General features: G+C 72.5%; 11 protein-coding genes. 2 read left to right on the top strand and 9 right to left on the bottom strand.

Features of this window, described 5'->3' with window-relative positions; genetic code table 11:
* Positions 1-77 precede the first annotated feature (77 nt).
* The 5 genes from BM064_RS05210 to BM064_RS05190 form a co-directional block, all read right to left on the bottom strand.
* Complete coding sequence (locus BM064_RS05210; RefSeq protein ID WP_092858549.1) at positions 78-455, bottom strand: rhodanese-like domain-containing protein; 378 nt, start codon at positions 453-455, stop codon at positions 78-80.
* Positions 456-617: 162 nt separating this feature from the next.
* Complete coding sequence (locus BM064_RS05205; RefSeq protein WP_092858547.1) at positions 618-1,730, bottom strand: CorA family divalent cation transporter; 1,113 nt, start codon at positions 1,728-1,730, stop codon at positions 618-620.
* A 457-nt stretch (positions 1,731-2,187) separates the two neighbouring features.
* Complete coding sequence (locus tag BM064_RS05200; RefSeq protein WP_092858545.1) at positions 2,188-4,092, bottom strand: propionyl-CoA synthetase; 1,905 nt, start codon at positions 4,090-4,092, stop codon at positions 2,188-2,190.
* A gap of 287 nt (positions 4,093-4,379) precedes the next feature.
* Entirely contained in the window at positions 4,380-5,021 is a 642-nt protein-coding gene (locus BM064_RS05195; RefSeq protein WP_092858543.1) for a LysE family translocator, read from the bottom strand.
* A 17-nt stretch (positions 5,022-5,038) separates the two neighbouring features.
* Positions 5,039-7,333, bottom strand: coding sequence for an NADP-dependent malic enzyme (locus tag BM064_RS05190; protein WP_092858541.1), 2,295 nt, complete (start codon positions 7,331-7,333; stop codon positions 5,039-5,041).
* 287 nt (positions 7,334-7,620) lie between these two features.
* Here BM064_RS05190 and nhaA point away from each other — a divergent pair, with 287 nt between their 5' ends.
* Positions 7,621-8,850, top strand: coding sequence for a Na+/H+ antiporter NhaA (gene nhaA, locus BM064_RS05185; protein WP_092858539.1), 1,230 nt, complete (start codon positions 7,621-7,623; stop codon positions 8,848-8,850).
* Positions 8,851-9,139: 289 nt separating this feature from the next.
* Here the strand turns inward: nhaA and BM064_RS05180 are convergent, their stop codons facing one another.
* The 3 genes from BM064_RS05180 to scpA all read right to left on the bottom strand — a co-directional run bounded on the left by BM064_RS05180 (position 9,140) and on the right by scpA (position 14,018).
* Positions 9,140-10,063 (bottom strand): ketopantoate reductase family protein, encoded by a 924-nt coding sequence (locus BM064_RS05180; protein WP_092858537.1) that lies wholly within the window; start codon positions 10,061-10,063, stop codon positions 9,140-9,142.
* 438 nt (positions 10,064-10,501) lie between these two features.
* Entirely contained in the window at positions 10,502-11,422 is a 921-nt protein-coding gene (locus tag BM064_RS05175; protein WP_092858535.1) for a ketopantoate reductase family protein, read from the bottom strand.
* Positions 11,423-11,867: 445 nt separating this feature from the next.
* Positions 11,868-14,018: a methylmalonyl-CoA mutase gene (gene scpA, locus BM064_RS05170; RefSeq protein WP_092858533.1), complete on the bottom strand. Its 2,151-nt coding sequence runs from the start codon at positions 14,016-14,018 to the stop codon at positions 11,868-11,870.
* Between the two features lie 224 nt (positions 14,019-14,242).
* On the opposite strand from scpA, the gene BM064_RS05165 reads away from it, so the two are divergent.
* Positions 14,243-14,665 carry a DUF4174 domain-containing protein gene (locus tag BM064_RS05165; RefSeq protein WP_092858531.1) on the top strand — a complete coding sequence of 141 codons (423 nt, stop codon included), beginning with the start codon at positions 14,243-14,245 and terminating at the stop codon, positions 14,663-14,665.
* Between the two features lie 181 nt (positions 14,666-14,846).
* Here the strand turns inward: BM064_RS05165 and BM064_RS05160 are convergent, their stop codons facing one another.
* Positions 14,847-16,844: an acetyl-CoA carboxylase biotin carboxylase subunit gene (locus BM064_RS05160; protein ID WP_092858529.1), complete on the bottom strand. Its 1,998-nt coding sequence runs from the start codon at positions 16,842-16,844 to the stop codon at positions 14,847-14,849.
* Positions 16,845-16,891: the final 47 nt, after the last annotated feature.

The raw sequence follows: 16,891 nt of genomic DNA, 5'->3' as shown, positions 1-16,891 counted from the left end.
CGCAGGAGCGGGCGCGCCCCGGTCGGGCTGCGCGCCCGCCCCGGTCGGGCCGCGCGCGCGACGGGGGGGACGGAGGGTCAGCCGCCCATGCGCTTCGGCGCGCCGGTGGCCATGTCGGTGCCGACGTAGGGCAGCTTCGCGCCCTTCCAGGCGGCGAAGCCCCCTTCCATGTGGGCCATGCGGTCCGCGCCCGCCCGCAGGGCGACGTCGGCCATGCGCGCCGAGCGCACGCCCGAGCCGCAGTGCAGCACCACCCGCTTCGATCCGTCCACCGGCAGCGAGGCGGGGGCGAAGAAGGCCATGGGCATCAGGAACGCGCCCTCGATGTGCTCGAACATGTATTCCTGGGGGGTGCGCACGTCGATCAGCACGATCTCGCCGGCCTTCAGCCCGGCGGCGACCTCCTCGGGGGTCCAGTGCTCGAGCACGCCGGAGGGGGTGGCTTCCTCACGCATCGGGGTCTCCTTTCGTCTCGGCGGCGCCGGCGGCGGCCTGCAGGCGGCGCCGGCCCGGGGGAACGGGATCGCAGCGGCGGCCCGCCCCGGCGATATCGTCTGGGGCGAATATATGATCGCGGCCCGGCATTCCCAGACCCGCGGCGCGTCGCGGGCGGGCGGTCACAGCAGGCGCAGCTTGCGGATCAGCCACAGCTCGCCCCCCGCCACCAGCGCCAGCATCACCACGAAGGCCGCGAAGCCCCAGGGCGTCGCCGCGCCGGGCAGCCCGCCCAGGTTCACCCCCAGCAGGCCGGTCAGGAAGCCCAGCGGCAGGAACACCGCGGTCACGATCGAAAGCACGTACATCGCGCGGTTCGAGCGTTCCGCCGCCCGCGCCGCCGCCTCCTCGGCCAGCACCATCGCCCGTTCGCGCACCGCGTCGAGGTCCTCGACGTAGCGGGTCATGCGGTCGCCGGTCTCGGCGAGCTCCGCCCGCTCGACGTCGTCGAGCGGGGCGCCGGCCATGCGCCGCAGTTCGGCCAGCGCCTCGCGCTGGGGGACGAGGTAGCGGCGCAGCGCGATCACCACCCGGCGCAGCTCGGCCAGGTCGCGGCGCGTCTCGCGCGGGTCGAGCGGGTCGATCATGCCCAGCGCCGCCTCGGCGGCGCGGTCCTCCATGTCGTCGGCCCGGTCCTCCAGCGCGTCGAGCACCGGGGCCATGCGCGCGGCCAGCCCCTCGGCGAGCTCCGTGACGAAGAGGCCGGGGCGGTCGGGGGCGACGCCCGCCTCCATCCGCCCGCGCAGCTCGGCCACCGTCAGCAGGCGGCGCAGGACCACGGTGATCACCCGGGTCTCCTCCAGCCAGACGCGGATCGAGATCATGTCCTCGGGGTCCGCGCCCTCGTTGAGGTTGACGCCGCGCAGGAACACCAGCGCGCCGTCGCGCGCGGCCTGGGCGCGGGGACGGGTGTCGGTCTCGGTCAGCGCCTCGGCGACGATGTCGGAGAGCGGGCCGCAGCCCCCGGCGGCGAGCCAGGCCTCGGCCCCCGGCGCCAGACCGTCGACATGCACCCAGCGCCAGGCGGCGCCCTCGGCGAGCGGATGGTGGGCCTCGCGCGGGGTCACCGGCTGCGCGCGCCCGTCGGGGAAGACGTCGTAGGCCCACAGCAGCGCCGGCACGGCCATGTCCGGCGCCCGGTCGTGGTCCGAGGCCCGGTCCGGCCCCTGCCGCGGCGCGCCCGTCAGGTCGCGGGAGACGGCGGCGGCGCGCGGGGGGATCGGCTTCAGGGTCATCGAAGCTCCTGTGCGGTCGGCGGGCCCCGAAACCTAGCGCGCGCCCGTGCCCCTGCCCAGCCTCGCGGGGGCCCTGCGCGCCGGCGCCCCGGGCCCTGCCCGCACGCCGCCCGCGGGGCCGGCCGCGCGTCGGCCGCAGGCGACCCGCGACGCCGGCCGCGCGCCGCCGCCGAGGCCGCCGAGGCCGCTGCGCCGCCGCCGCGGGGCCGTGGGCCGCATGCGGGACCGTCCCGACGGCGCCCGGGGAGCGTCCCCGGCCCGCCCCCTTCGACGCCGCCCGCCGGCGGGCGCGGGGCCCCGGCGCGCCGGGGTGGGCGGGCGGGAGGCGTGCCGGGGCCCCGCGGCCGCCCGGCCCCCCGCGCAACGCAAAGGGGCGGCGAGGCCCCCGCCCCGCCGCCCCCGTCGGACGCACCCGTCAGCCGCGCCGCCTCCCGGTCGCGCCGGGCAGGCGCGGCGTTCAGGCCTCGGCCTTTGCGTGGGGGTAGCCCAGCCCCTTCACCGCCGTTCGGATCTCGTCGAGGATCGCGGGGTCGTCGATGGTGGCGGGGGTCTTGAAGCTCTCCCCGTCGGCGATCTTGACCATGGTCGCGCGCAGGATCTTGCCCGAGCGAGTCTTGGGCAGGCGGTCCACCACCAGGGTCATCCGGTAGGCGGCGACCGGCCCGATCTCCTGGCGCACCAGGGCCGCGCATTCCTTCACGATCTCCTCGGCGGGGCGGTTCACGCCCTTGGTCAGGCACACGAAGCCCATGGGGAGCTGGCCCTTGAGCTCGTCCGCCACGCCGATCACCGCGCATTCGGCGACGTCGGGGTGGGAGGCCAGCACCTCCTCCATCGCCCCCGTCGACAGGCGATGGCCCGCCACGTTGATCACGTCGTCGGTGCGCGCCATGATCCACACGTAGCCGTCGGCGTCGATCATGCCCGCGTCGCCCGTCTCGTAATAGCCGGGGAAGTGGCTGAGGTAGCTCTTGCGGAACCGCTCCTCGGCGTTCCAGAGCGTGGGCAGCGTGCCCGGAGGCAACGGCAGCTTCACCGCGATCGCGCCCAGCGTGCCGGCCGGCACGGGATGCCCCGCCTCGTCCAGCACCTGCACGTCGTAGCCCGGCAGCGGCACCGAGGGCGAGCCCACCTTGATCGGCAGCAGCTCCAGCCCCGCGGGGTTGCCGACCATGCACCAGCCGGTCTCGGTCTGCCACCAGTGGTCGATCACCGGCACGCCCAGCTTGTCCGCGGCCCAGTTCACCGTGTCCGGGTCCGCCCGCTCGCCCGCCAGGAAGAGGTAGTTCAGGCAGGAGATGTCATAGCGCGCCAGGTGCTCGGCGTGCGGGTCGTCGCGCTTGATGGCGCGGAAGGCGGTGGGGGCGGTGAAGAAGCTCTTGACCTTGTGCTCCGAGATCACCCGCCAGAAGGTCCCGGCGTCGGGGGTGCCCACGGGCTTTCCCTCGAACACCACGGTGGTGCAGCCGGCGATCAGGGGGCCGTAGCAGATGTAGGAATGCCCCACGACCCAGCCCACGTCCGAGGCCGCCCAGAACACGTCCCCCCCCTCGACCGCGTAGAGGTTCTTCATGGTCCAGGCCAGCGCCACCGCATGGCCCGCGTTGGGACGCACCACGCCCTTGGGCTGCCCGGTGGTGCCGGAGGTGTAGAGGACGTAGAGCGGATCGGTCCCCGCCATCGGCTCGCAATCGCAGGGCGTGGCCTTGGCCTGGAAGGCGTGCCAGGCGAAGTCTCGGCCGGGGATCAGCTCGCATTCCTCGGCGTCGCGCTGCACGATGACGGTGAACTCGGGCTTGTGGGTCGACTGCTCGATGGCGCCGTCGAGCAGGGGCTTGTAGTGCACGATCCGCCCCGGCTCGATCCCGCAGGAGGCGGCGAGGATCGCCTTGGGCTTGCAGTCGTCGATGCGCACCGCGAGCTCGTGGGCCGCGAAGCCGCCGAAGACGACCGAGTGGATGGCGCCGATCCGCGCGCAGGCCAGCATCGCCACCAGCGCCTCGGGGATCATCGGCATGTAGATGATCACCCGGTCGCCCTTGCCCACGCCGCGCGCCTTCAGCGCGCCGCCCATCCGGGCCACGCGCTCGCGCAGGGTCGCGTAGGTGATCTCCTGCCTGGTGCGGGTGACGGGGCTGTCCCAGATGATCGCCGTGCGCTCGCCGTGACCGGCCTCGACATGGCGGTCGACGGCGTTCCAGCAGGTGTTCATCACCCCGTCGGCATACCACTCGTAGAGCGGCGCCGACGTGTCGTCGAGCGCCTTCGTGGGCTTCTCGACCCAGTCGATGGCCTCGGCCGCCTCCAGCCAGAACGCCTCGGGGTCCGCCTTCCAGGCGTCGTAGGTCTCGCGGTAGCCCATGGCTTCCTCCCGTCTCGCCCGCCGCTCGGGGCGGGCCCCTGCCCTCCGCCCGCGGGCCCGTCCGGGCGCGCGGGGGTGACGAGGGCCCGGCGCCGCCCCTTGCGGCCGGGTCCCCGCCGACGAGGGGGGCGGCTCCTCTCCGCCCCCGGAGCGGACGCGCGCCTCCCGCGCGCGTCCTGCCGGCGCGCGCGCGGGCGCGCTCCGTCCGTGGTCATGGCGCGCGGGCGCGTCCGCGCGCCTTGATCCATCTCATGTCCGCCGCCGCCGCGACGGCAGGCCGCGGGACGTCAGGCGGCGCGGCCGGCGCGGGCCAGCAGCAGCGCGGCCAGCGCCAGCAGCCCGCCCGAGACGCGGTTGACCGCGCGCCGGCGCGCCCGGCTCATGCCGCCCGCGCCCAGCAGGGCCCCGGCGGCGGCCCAGGTCGCGGCCGCGGCCAGCTCGCAGACCAGGTAGACCGCGCCCAGCGTCAGCAGCTGCGCGGCGAATCCGGCCGCCGCCCCGGGCTGCACGAACTGCGGCAGGAACGCCGTAAACAACACCAGCGCCTTGGGGTTTGCAATGCCGGTCAGAAACTCCCGCCGCGCCAGAACCCGCAGGCCCGACAGGCGCTTCGCCTGCGCTTGGGCCTCGGCCATCGCCCCCTCGACCGGCGCCGACCACAGCTTCCAGGCGAGCCAGGCGAGATAGGCGACCCCCGCCCACTTGATCGCGGCCGCGACCCCGGCCGAGGCCGCCAGCAGCGCCCCCAGCCCGAAGGCCACCCCCGCGATCAGAGCCGCATAGGCCGCGAGCCGCCCGAAGGCCCCCGCCACCGCCGCCCCCCATCCGCGGGTGGCGGCGTTGGCGAAGGCCAGCAGGTTCGAGGGCCCCGGCGTCAGCGCCATCAGCAGCGCCGCGGGGACGAAGGCGAGAAGCTGAAGCGCGTCCACCCCGTCCCCGCTCCGGCTCAGGCGTAGGAGGTCATCGGCGTCGAGGCGAGGGCGGCGATGTTCAGAAGCCCCCGCGCGGTGATCGACGGCGTCACGATATGCGCCCGGTTGCCCATCCCCATCAGGATCGGCCCGACCTCGAGCGCCCCCGACATCTGCTTGAGCACGTTGCGCATCCCCGAGGCCGCGTCGGCGTTGGGCAGGATCAGGATGTTCGCCGCCCCCTCGATGCGCGAGTTGGGGAAGATGCGGTCGCGGATCTCGGGATCGAGCGCGGCGTCGGCGTGCATCTCGCCCTCGTAGGCGAAGCCGCGGTCTTCCTCGTCGAGGATCTCCATCGCCCGGCGCATCTTGCGTCCCGAGGGGATGTCCATGTTGCCGAACTGGGAGTGCGAGAGCAGCGCCACCTTCGGCTCCATCCCGAAGCGGCGGCAGTGGCGCGCGGCGCCGACGGCGATCTCGGCGATCTCCTCGGCCGTCGGGTCCGGGTGGACCTGGGTGTCGGCGATGAACACCAGCCCGCGTTCCAGCAGCATCAGCGACAGGCCCCCCACGGGCTTCAGCCCGTCGGTCGCCAGCATCTGGGTCACGTAGTTGAGGTGCCACAGGTACTGGCCGAAGGTGCCGCAGATCAGGCTGTCGGCGTCGCCCTGGCGCACCATCACCGCCGCGATGGCGGTGGTGTTGGTGCGCAGCACGGCGCGGGCCAGGTCCGGGGTCACGCCGCGGCGCTGCATGGCCTGGTGGTAGGTCTCCCAGTAGTCGCGATAGCGGGGATCGGACTCGGGGTTCACCAGCTCGAAGTCGCGCCCGGCCTCGATCGGCAGGCCGTAGCGCTCGAGCCGGTGGGCCACGACCTCGGGACGGCCGATCAGGATCGGCTTGTGGGTCGTCTCCTCCAGCATCGCGTGGGCGGCGCGCAGCACCCGCTCGTCCTCGCCCTCGGCGAAGACGATCCGCCGCTCGGAGGTGCGCGCGGCCTCGAACACCGGGCGCATCACCAGCGAAGAGCGGAACTGCGAGTTCTCGAGCTGGTGGCGGTAGGCGTCGAGATCCTCGATCGGCCGGGCGGCGACGCCCGAGTCCATCGCCGCCCTGGCGACGGCCGAGGCGACGGCGGGCAGCAGTCGCGGATCGAAGGGCTTGGGGATGAGGTATTCGGGCCCGAACACCAGCCGCTCGCCGCGGTAGGCGGCGGCGGCCTCGGCCGAGCCGGCCTGCAGGGCGAGGTCCGCGATCGCCTTCACGCAGGCGATCTTCATCTCCTCGTTGATTTCCCGCGCGCCGACGTCGAGGGCGCCGCGGAAGATGAACGGGAAGCACAGGACGTTGTTGACCTGGTTGGGATAGTCCGAGCGGCCGGTGGCGATCAGCGCGTCCGGCTTCGCCTCGCGGGCGAGCTCGGGCATGATTTCGGGGATCGGGTTGGCCAGGCCGAAGATGATCGGACGGTCGGCCATCTTGGCGACCATCTCCTTCGTCATCACGTTGGCCGCCGAGAGGCCGAGGAACATGTCCGCGCCGCCGATGGCGTCGTCGAGCGTCGTGCCCCCCTCCGCGTCCTCCGGCGCGCGCGCATAAGATTCCTTCTGGGCGCCCATGTTGTCGCCGCGGCCTTTGTAGATCAGGCCCTTGCGGTCCAGCAGCCAGACGTTCTCCCGCTTCACGCCGAGCGTCAGCAGCAGGTTGAGGCAGGCGATGCCCGCCGCGCCCCCGCCCATCGAGACGACCTTGATCTCCTCGAACTTCTTCTGGGCGACCCGCATGGCGTTCAGCGCCGCGGCGGCCACCACGATGGCGGTGCCGTGCTGGTCGTCGTGGAAGACGGGGATGTTCATCTTCGCCTTGCACAGCTCCTCGACCTCGAAGCAGTCGGGGGCGGCGATGTCCTCGAGGTTGATGGCCCCGAAGGTCGGCTCCAGCGCCGCCACGATGTCGGCGAGCTTGCGCGGATCGCGCTCGGAGACCTCGATGTCGAAGCAGTCGATGTTGGCGAATTTCTTGAAGAGGACCGCCTTGCCCTCCATCACCGGCTTGGAGGCGGCGGCGCCGATGTCGCCCAGCCCCAGCACCGCGGTGCCGTTGGAGATCACGGCGACCAGGTTGCCGCGCGCGGTGTAGCGGGCGGCGGCCAGCGGGTCCTTCTCGATCTCGAGGCAGGCCTCGGCCACGCCCGGGCTGTAGGCGCGGCTCAGGTCGCGCTGGTTGGCCATGGGCTTGGTGGCGCGGATCTCCAGTTTCCCGGGCTTGGGAAACTCGTGATAGTCCAGCGCCGCCTGCCGGGCCGCGTCCTGGGTGCGGTCTTCGCTCATGACCTTCCTCCCGTTCTCGCCGGGGGGAACGCCTCCCGCTCCCCCGGCGGCGCCGACTTCGCGGCGCGAATTCCGGACGGACCCAATGGCCCATTGCGCGCGCCGGGGCAAGCGTCGCGCGCAGATCGCGAAGCGGTCACGAAACGGTGAGGAAGCGACCCCGCGTCACCCGCGACGGCAACGCGCAGTGAAAACTCGCGCGGCCGCGGGCGGGGGCGCGTTGAAACGGGGGTCTGAAATCCCAAATGGTTTCCTGACGCGAAAATTCCAGAGGAGAGGGATCGCCCATGATCATCCGCGCCATCGACCGATTGTTCCGACACGAGGCCGCTGGCGGGATATTGCTGCTGATGTCGGCCGTGGCCGCGCTGGTCGTCTACAACTCGCCGCTGGCGGTTTGGTACGACACGACCCTCAACGGCTATCTCGACTTCACCTACGCCGGCGAGGGCATCGAAAAGCCCCTGATCCTGTGGATCAACGACGGCCTGATGGCGATCTTCTTCTTCCTGGTGGGCCTCGAGCTGAAGCGCGAGTTCCTGGAAGGCAAGCTCAAGAACCCCGCCGACGTGATCCTGCCCGGCATCGCCGCGATCGGGGGCATGGCGGTCCCCGCGGTGATCTACGCCGCGCTGAACTGGTCGACGCCCGAGACGCTGGCCGGCTGGGCGATTCCGGCGGCCACCGACATCGCCTTCGCGCTGGGCATCCTGGCGCTGCTCGGCGACCGGATTCACCCCTCGCTCAAGGTCTTCCTGCTGACGCTGGCGATCCTGGACGACATCGGCGCGATCCTGATCATCGCGATCTTCTACACGGCCGAGCTGAAGCCCGAGTATCTCGCCTACGCCCTGATCCCGATGGCGGGGATGCTGTGGCTGAACCTGCGCGGCGCGCACCGGGTGGCGCCGATCCTGATGCTGGGCCTGGTGCTGTGGTTCCTGGTGCTGAAGTCGGGCGTGCACGCGACCATCGCGGGCGTGCTGCTGGCCTTCTTCATCCCGCTGCGCTCGCGCCACGGCTCCTCGCCGCTGCACTCGATCGAACACGGGCTGACGCCTTACGTGTTCTTCTTCATCGTGCCGGTCTTCGCCTTCGCCAACGCGGGGCTCTCGCTGCAGGGGATGAGCTTCGCCTCCCTGCTCGAGCCGGTGCCGCTGGGCATCGCCGCGGGCCTGTTCATCGGCAAGCAGGTGGGCGTGTTCGGCGCGTCTTTCCTGACGGTGAAACTGGGCCTGGTGCGCCTGCCCGAGGGGATCACCTGGCCCAAGCTCTACGGCGCGGCGCTGCTGGCGGGCATCGGCTTCACCATGTCGCTGTTCATCGGCGGGCTCAGCTTCTCGGACGTGCAGCATGCCGCGGACGTGCGCCTGGGCGTGCTGACCGGCTCGCTGCTCTCGGCGGTCTGCGGCTACCTGGTGCTGCGCCTGCTGACCAAGCCCCACGAGGCGGCGGGCCAGGTCGCCCCCGCCGAGCAGGTGGCGGGACTGGACGCGGGCCACAAGCCCGCCGAGTGACCCCCGGCGGGCCGCAGGCCCGCCAAACCGCCCCGGCACGGCGGCCGCGCGCGACGCGGCCGCCGCGCCCTCCCCGCGCTCCCGGCCTCCGCCGCCGGCCGCGCCTCTGCCCCGGAACCAACACCAGACCTCCGCCCGCGACGCCCGGCGCCCCGAACCGGCCTCCTCGCGAAGCGCCTGTTCCCGGGTGAGTCAGGAGCCCGCCGGAGGCTCCCGCCCTCCCCCAGCCAGGCGCCCCGCCATCCCAAGGCCCAAGCCCGCCCGCAGGGCGCCCACGCGCCCGACAGCCTCAGCCCCGCCGCCCCAGCCGCCACGGCGCCAGCAGCGCCGCGATGGTGCGATGCGCCGGCGCGTCCAGCCCCTCGGCCGCCGAGAGCCGCGCCACCGCGCCCGAGAGCCAGTCCACCTCCAGCGGCCGGCCGGCGTCGAGGTCCTTGGCCATGCTCGCCCGCATCCCCGCCGCGAAGCCGGCGATGGTCTGCAGGGTCCGGGCCTCGTCGGCCTCGGCGATGGGCACGCCCGTGGCGCGCGCCAGCGCCCCGATCTCGGCCACGCACTCGGCCGCCAGCGCGCTCAGCGCCGGCGAGGCCTGGATGTCGCCGGCAGAGCAGCGCCCCGCCGCCGTCACCCCCGACAGCGTCGCCAGCATCAGGAACTTCCGCCAGAGCTCGACCCGGATGTCCTCGGGCACGACCGCGTCCACGCCCGCCGCCCGCATCGCCGAGGCGATGGCCTCGGCGCGCTCCGAGCGGGTCCCGTCGCGCTCGGCGAACTTGTACCAGGCGAAGGAGGAGGCCATGTCCAGCCGACCCGGCTCGCCCAGGAAGATCGAGATCCCGCAGGTCCCCTCCAGCACCCGGCCGGCGCCGAGGTGGCTCTCCAGCCGACCCGAGGCCTCGACGCCGTTGAGGAACGGGATCACCACCGTCTCGGGCCCCATCAGCGGCAGGCACAGCGGCGCCGCCCCGTCGAGGTCCTGGGCCTTCACCGCGAACAGCACCACGTCCACGGGCCCGATCGCGCCCGGGTCGTCGGTGGCGATGCGCGGCCGTCCGACGCTCTCGCCCGCCGGACCCACCAGGCGCAGGCCGCGCGCGCGGATCGCCTCGAGATGGGCGCCGCGCGCCAGGCACGCCACGTCCGCGCCGCCCTCGGCCAGCTTCACCGCGAGGTAGCCGTTCACGCCCCCCGTCGCCACCGTCGCGAACCGCATTCGCTTTCTCCAGAACCCTCGCAGGGACGACCCCTGCGGCGCAGAGACTGACGCCGGGCGCGCGGCGGCGCAATCCGGGCCTCGGGTCGCAGGGCAGGGGCGGCGGGCCTGGAGGCGCCCTGCGGGCGGGCCTGGCTGGGGTGCGTGACCTGGGGGCGGTGCGAGGATTGGGGGAAGGAGGGAGCCTCCGGCGGGCTCCTGACTCACCAAAGAACAAGCCCGCGCCTGTTCTCCGGATCCGTCTCTCGCTTCTGATGCCTGAGCGACTCGGCCGGAGGGGTCAAGGACGAGCCGGCTTCGCCGGTCGCTGCGCGATCCTTGACCCCTCCGGCCGAGTCGCTCTGATCGGCATCAGCGAGAGACGGCTCCGGAGAACAGGCGCTCCCGGCAGGGCGTGGGGCGACGGGCGCGTGGGGGCGGGCGACGGCGCGAAGGGGGTCAGCGGCCGTCGCGGTGGGGGAGGAGGATCGCGTACATGGCCGCGGTCGAGGGGGTCGGCACGCCCAGCTCGCGGCCCATGCGCGCGACGGCGCCGGTCATGTGGTCGAGCTCGAGCGGGCGGCCCGCTTCCAGGTCCGCGGCCATCGACGAGCGGATCTTGCCCGACATCTTCTCGAAGCGCGCGATCACCGCCTCGGCCGTGTCCGCGGGCACCGGCGCGCCCGAGGCCAGCGCCACCGCCTGCGCCTCGCGCACCAGCGTCTCGTAGAGCGCGCGCAACTCCGGCACGGTCTGCAGCTCGTGCACCGTGCAGCGGGCGGCGGCGGTCAGCGTGCCGGTCCCGTTCCAGGCGATCATCTTGCGCCACAGGTCGACGCGCACGTCGGGCGAGGCAGGCGCCGGCGCGCCGGCGGCGAGGAACATGGCGCGCGCCGAAGCCGTGGGCTCGGTGTCCTGCCGGCCCTCGCGGTCGCCGAAGACGATCCCCGTCTCGCTGTCGAGCTTGCCGATCACGCCGGGGCGCACGATCTCGGCCGAGACCAGCGCCGTGCCGATCAGCGCCCGGCCCTCGCCGAACACCGCCTCCAGCCGCGGGGTGGCCGTGACGCCGTTGAGGATCGGCAGCGCCACGCCGCCGCCGGCCATCAGAGGGCGCGCCATCTCCATGGCGGCGTCGAGCTGGTGGCCCTTCACGGCGAAGATCACCAGGTCGGCGGGCTCCAGCTCCGCCGGGTCGGTGGCGGCGGGGATCTTCACGGTGGCGGCCCTGCCCCCGGCCTCCTCGAGGGTCAGGCCCTGCGCCCGGATCGCCTCGAGATGCGCGCCGCGCGCGACCACCGAGACGGGATTGCCCGCCGCGGCGAGCCGCACCGCGAGGTAGCCCCCGATCCCGCCTGCGCCGACGATCGCCACCTTCATGGGGATGCTCCTTCCGCCCGATGCCTGAAGCCTGATGCTGCGCGGCCCGGACCGCGCGGCCCCGAACCTGTCCGGACATGCTTAGCGCCGCCGGGGCGCCGGCGCCCCCCGCCGGGATGCCGCAGCGCCGCACGCGCACCCTGCCCGCCCGGGCGCGCCCCCGCCCGCAGGCCCGCGAGGGGGACGGCCGGGCGGGGCGATGCGGGCGCGCAGCGCACGCGAGGGCCGCCCGAGCCGGAGCGCGCGCCGCCCGCCCCGGGCCGCGGCCGGGCCGGGACGCGCGCGCCTGAAACGGAACGGGCGCGCCGGCCTCCCGACCGGCGCGCCCTCGCGCTTCCTCCCGCCCCGGCTTCGTCTGGGGGATGCCGGGGCCTTCCGCGCGCGTGCCGGCGCGCGGGTTTCCGGGACCGCGTGAGCGATCGGCCCCGGGACCGGGTGCGAGGCCTTACTCGGCGGCCTCGGGGCGGCGCTGCTCGCGGATCAGGGTCAGGATGTTCTTCGCGGCCTCGGGGATGTTGGTCCCCGGCCCGAAGATCGCCTTCACCCCCGCGGCCTTCAGGAAGTCGTAGTCCTGCTGCGGGATCACGCCCCCGCAGATCACCAGAATGTCGCCCGCGCCCTTCGCCTTCAAGGCCTCGATCAACTTCGGCGCGAGCGTGCGGTGACCTGCCGCCTGGGACGAGACGCCGACCACATGCACGTCGTTGTCGATCGCATCGTCCGCGGCCTCCTCCGGCGTCTGGAACAGCGGGCCAACGTCGACGTCGAAGCCGATGTCGGCGAAGGCCGTCGCGATCACCTTGGCGCCGCGGTCATGGCCGTCCTGGCCCATCTTGACCACCAGCATGCGCGGGCGGCGGCCCTCCTCCTCGGCGAAGGCGGCGACGTCGTCCTGGATCGCCTTGAACCCCGCGTCGCCCTCGTAGGCGGCCCCGTAGACGCCCGACAGCGTCTTCACCTCGGCGCGATGCCGGCCGAACGTCTTCTCCATGGCGTCCGAGATCTCCCCGACCGTGGCGCGGGCGCGCGCCGCCTCGACCGCGGCGGCCAGCAGGTTGCCCTCGCCGGTCTCCGCCACCTTCGTCAGTTCCGCCAGCGCCGCGTCGCAGGCCGCCTGGTCGCGCGTCTCGCGGATCTTCGCGAGGCGGGCGACCTGGCTGCGCAGCACCGCCTCGTTGTCGATGTCGAGGATGTCGAGGTCGTCCTCCTTCTCGAGGCGATACTTGTTCACCCCGATGATGACCTCCTCGCCCCGGTCGATCCCGGCCTGGCGCATGGCGGCCGATTCCTCGATCCTGAGCTTGGGCATGCCCGAGGCCACGGCCTTGGTCATGCCGCCCATCTCCTCGATCTCCTGGATCAGGGCCCAGGCCTTGTCCTTGAGCTCGGCGGTCAGCGCCTCGACGTAGTAGGAGCCGGCCAGCGGGTCGACCACCCGGGTGACGCCGGTCTCCTCCTGCAGGATCAGCTGGGTGTTGCGGGCGATGCGCGCGGAGAATTCGGTCGGCAGCGCCACCGCCTCGTCCAGCGCGTTGGTGTGCAGCGACTGGGTGCCGCCCAGCGCCGCCGACATCGCCTCGTAGGCGGTGCGGATCACGTTGTTGTAGGGGTCCTGCTCGGCGAGGCTGACGCCCGACGTCTGGCAGTGCGTGCGAAGCATCTTCGAGCCGGGCTTCTGGGCGCCGAAGTCCTCCATCACGCGCGCCCACAGCAGGCGGGCGGCGCGGAGCTTCGCGGCCTCCATGAAGAAGTTCATGCCGATGGCGAAGAAGAACGACAGCCGCCCCGCGAACTGGTCCACCGTCAGGCCCTTGGCCATGGCCGCGCGCACGTATTCCATGCCGTCGGCGATGGTGAAGGCCAGCTCCTGCACCAGGTTCGCGCCCGCCTCCTGCATGTGATAGCCGGAGATCGAGATCGAGTTGAACTTCGGCATCTCGTTCGAGGTGTACTCGATGATGTCCGCGATGATCTTCATCGAGGGCTCGGGCGGATAGATGTAGGTGTTGCGGACCATGAACTCCTTGAGGATGTCGTTCTGGATGGTCCCCGAGAGCAGCTTGCGCTCCACCCCCTGCTCTTCGCCCGCCACGATGAAGTTCGCCAGGATCGGGATCACCGCCCCGTTCATGGTCATCGAGACCGAGATCTTCTCCAGCGGGATCCCGTCGAACAGGATCTTCATGTCCTCGACCGAGTCGATGGCCACGCCCGCCTTGCCCACGTCGCCGATCACCCGGGGGTGATCGCTGTCGTAGCCGCGGTGCGTCGCGAGGTCGAAGGCGACCGAGACGCCCTGCTGACCCGCCGCCAGGGCCTTGCGGTAGAAGGCGTTCGACTCCTCGGCGGTCGAGAAGCCGGCATACTGGCGGATCGTCCAGGGACGGCCCGCGTACATCGTGGCCCGCGGGCCGCGCACGAAGGGGAACTGCCCGGGCACCGAGCCGAGGTGGTCGACGCCCTCCAGGTCCGCCTCGGTGTAGAGCGGCTTGACGTCGATCCCCTCGATCGTCTTCCAGACCAGGTCGTCGGGCGTCTTGCCCTTCAGTTCCTTCTCGGCCAGCGAGCGCCAGGCCTCCAGATCAGACTTGCCCATCCCGATGCTCCTTTCCGGCGCCCGCCGCGCCGTGAGGTTTCGTCCCGCCGCGCCGCGGCGATCTCCCGTCCGCCGCGCCCGCGCGGCGATTCCGCTTGCGCCGCGCCTGCGCGCGGCCTTCCGCCTGCGACCCGTCGGCCGGCGCGGGTGGCCGCGCCCGACGCGATCGCCTATATCGGTTCCCGACCCGACCGCCTCGCGGCGGTCCTGCGGAACGGGAGCCGATGATCCTTCGCCGACGCCTCCTCGCGACCCTTGCGCTGCTGCCGCTCGCCGGCCTCCGCCCCGCGCGGGCGCAGGAGGGCGCGGATCCGCTGGCGCAGTACCTGTGGGTCGCGCGCCCGGTGATCGTCTTCGCCAACAACGACCGCGACCCGCGCCTGATCCGCCAGATCTCCGAGTTCGAGCGCGTCGCCGCCGACCTCGAGGAACGGGACGTGGTGGTCATCGTCGACACCGAGCCCGGCCCGTCGCGCTACGAGACCACCGACCTGCGCCGCAAGTTCCGCCCCCACGACTTCAACGTCATCGTGGTCGGCAAGGACGGCGAGGTGAAGAAGCGCAGCCCCGTGCCGATGACCGGCGACAGCCTCGCCCGCCTGATCGACCGCCTGCCGATCCGCCAGCAGGAGCTCGGCCGCCGCTGAGGCGACCGGCCCGCCGGGACCGGGGACGGTCGGGCGGGGCGAGAGCGGCGCGCAGCGCCGCGCGAGGGCCGCCCCGACCGTCGCGATCCGCCCGCCCCCGGGCCCCGCGCAGGCCGGGAGAGCGCCGGCCGAAGCCGCCCCTCCCCAGGCCAGCGAAGGAACCGGGAACCGGGTCATCGGATCACTCGAACTCCATGATGACGTCGTCCACCGCCAGGCTGTCGCCGGCCTTGGCGTTGACCTTGGTCACCACGGCCTTCTTCTCGGCGCGCAGCACGTTCTCCATCTTCATGGCCTCGACCACGGCGAGCACCTGGCCCTCCTGGACCTCCTGCCCCTCCTCGACGTCGACCGAGACGATCAGGCCGGGCATCGGGCAGAGCAGCATCTTGGAGGTGTCGGGCGGCATCTTGACCGGCATCATCGCCGCCAGCTCCGCCTGGCGCGGGGTCAGCACCTGCACCTTCAGGTCGGCGCCGCGGTAGCGCACCCGCGCCCCGCCCACGCCCAGCGAGACCTTGGCGGTCAGCGGCTTGCCGTCGACCACCGCCCTGGCCAGCGTCTTGCCCGGGGTCCAGCCCGTCTCCACCCGGCTGGTCTCGCCGTCGATGGTCACGTCCCAGCCGCCGGCGACCTCGGCCACCACCGTGTCGAAGGTCTCGCCGCCGAGCCGCACCACCCAGTGCGGGTCCACCCGCCGGGTGTGGTTGCGCATCGCGCCCGAGATCTGGGCCGCCCGCCCCTCGACGATCATGTTGAAGGCGGAGGCCGCCGCGGCCAGGCGCTTCAGCGCCTCGGGCGCCAGCGTCGCGCCCTCGAAGCCCTCGGGGTATTCCTCCTGGATGAAGGCCGTGGAGATGTCGCCCGAGACGAACCGCGGGTGGTCCATCACCGCCGCGCAGAACGGCAGGTTGTGGCCGATGCCCTCGACCTCGAACCCGTCGAGCGCGTCGCGCATCACCTCGATCGCCTCCAGGCGCGTCGGCGCCCAGGAGCAGAGCTTGGCGATCATCGGATCGTAGAACATCGAGATCTCGCCGCCCTCGAAGACGCCCGTGTCGTTGCGCACGGCCATCGAGTTGGTGGCGACCTCCTTGGGCGGGTTGTAGCGGGTCAGACGCCCGATCGAGGGCAGGAAGTTGCGGTAGGGATCCTCGGCGTAAAGCCGGCTCTCGATCGCCCAGCCGTTGATGCCGACGTCCTTCTGCTCCAGCTCCAGCTTCTCGCCCCAGGCCACCTTGATCATCTGCTCGACCAGGTCGATGCCGGTGATCAGTTCGGTGACGGGATGCTCCACCTGCAGGCGGGTGTTCATCTCGAGGAAGTAGAAGTTGCGGTCGCCGTCGACGATGAACTCCACCGTGCCGGCCGAGCAATAGTCCACTGCCTTGGCCAGCGCCACGGACTGCTCGCCCATGGCCTTGCGGGTCTCTTCATCCAGGAACGGCGAGGGCGCCTCCTCGATGACCTTCTGGTTCCGCCGCTGGATCGAGCATTCGCGCTCGTTGAGGTAGATGCAGTTGCCGTGCTTGTCGCCCAGCACCTGGATCTCGATGTGGCGGGGCTGGGTGACGAACTTCTCGATGAAGATCCGGTCGTCGCCGAACGAGGATTTCGCCTCGTTCTTCGAGGACTGGAAGCCCTCGCGGGCCTCCTGGTCGTTCCAGGCGATGCGCATGCCCTTGCCGCCGCCGCCGGCGGAGGCCTTGATCATCACCGGGTAGCCGATCTCGCCCGCGATCTTCACCGCCTCGTCGGCCGAGTCGATCAGGCCCATGTAGCCGGGCACGGTCGAGACGCCCGCCTCGGCGGCCAGCTTCTTGGAGGTGATCTTGTCGCCCATCGCCTCGATGGCGCCGGCGGGCGGGCCGATGAAGGCGACGCCGGCGTCTTCCAGCGCCTTGGCGAACTTCGCGTTCTCCGACAGGAACCCGTAGCCGGGGTGCACCGCCTCGGCGCCCGTCCGCTTGATCGCGTCCAGGATCTTGTCGATCACGATGTAGGACTCGGAGGCCGGGGGCGGGCCGATGTGGACCGCCTCGTCCGCCATGCGCACATGCAACGCGTTCTTGTCGGCGTCCGAATAGACCGCGACCGTCTTGATGCCCATCTTGCGGGCCGTCTTGATGACCCGGCAGGCGATCTCGCCGCGGTTGGCGATCAGGATCTTCTTGAACATCGTCCCTCCCGTTGGGTGGTCAGGCGGCGAAGGCCGGCCCGGAATGC

Source organism: Albimonas pacifica, from assembly GCF_900113695.1.
GTDB lineage: Bacteria > Pseudomonadota > Alphaproteobacteria > Rhodobacterales > Rhodobacteraceae > Albimonas > Albimonas pacifica.
Note: the sequence above shows the minus strand (reverse complement) of the source record. Positions and strands in the feature narration are given on the sequence as shown.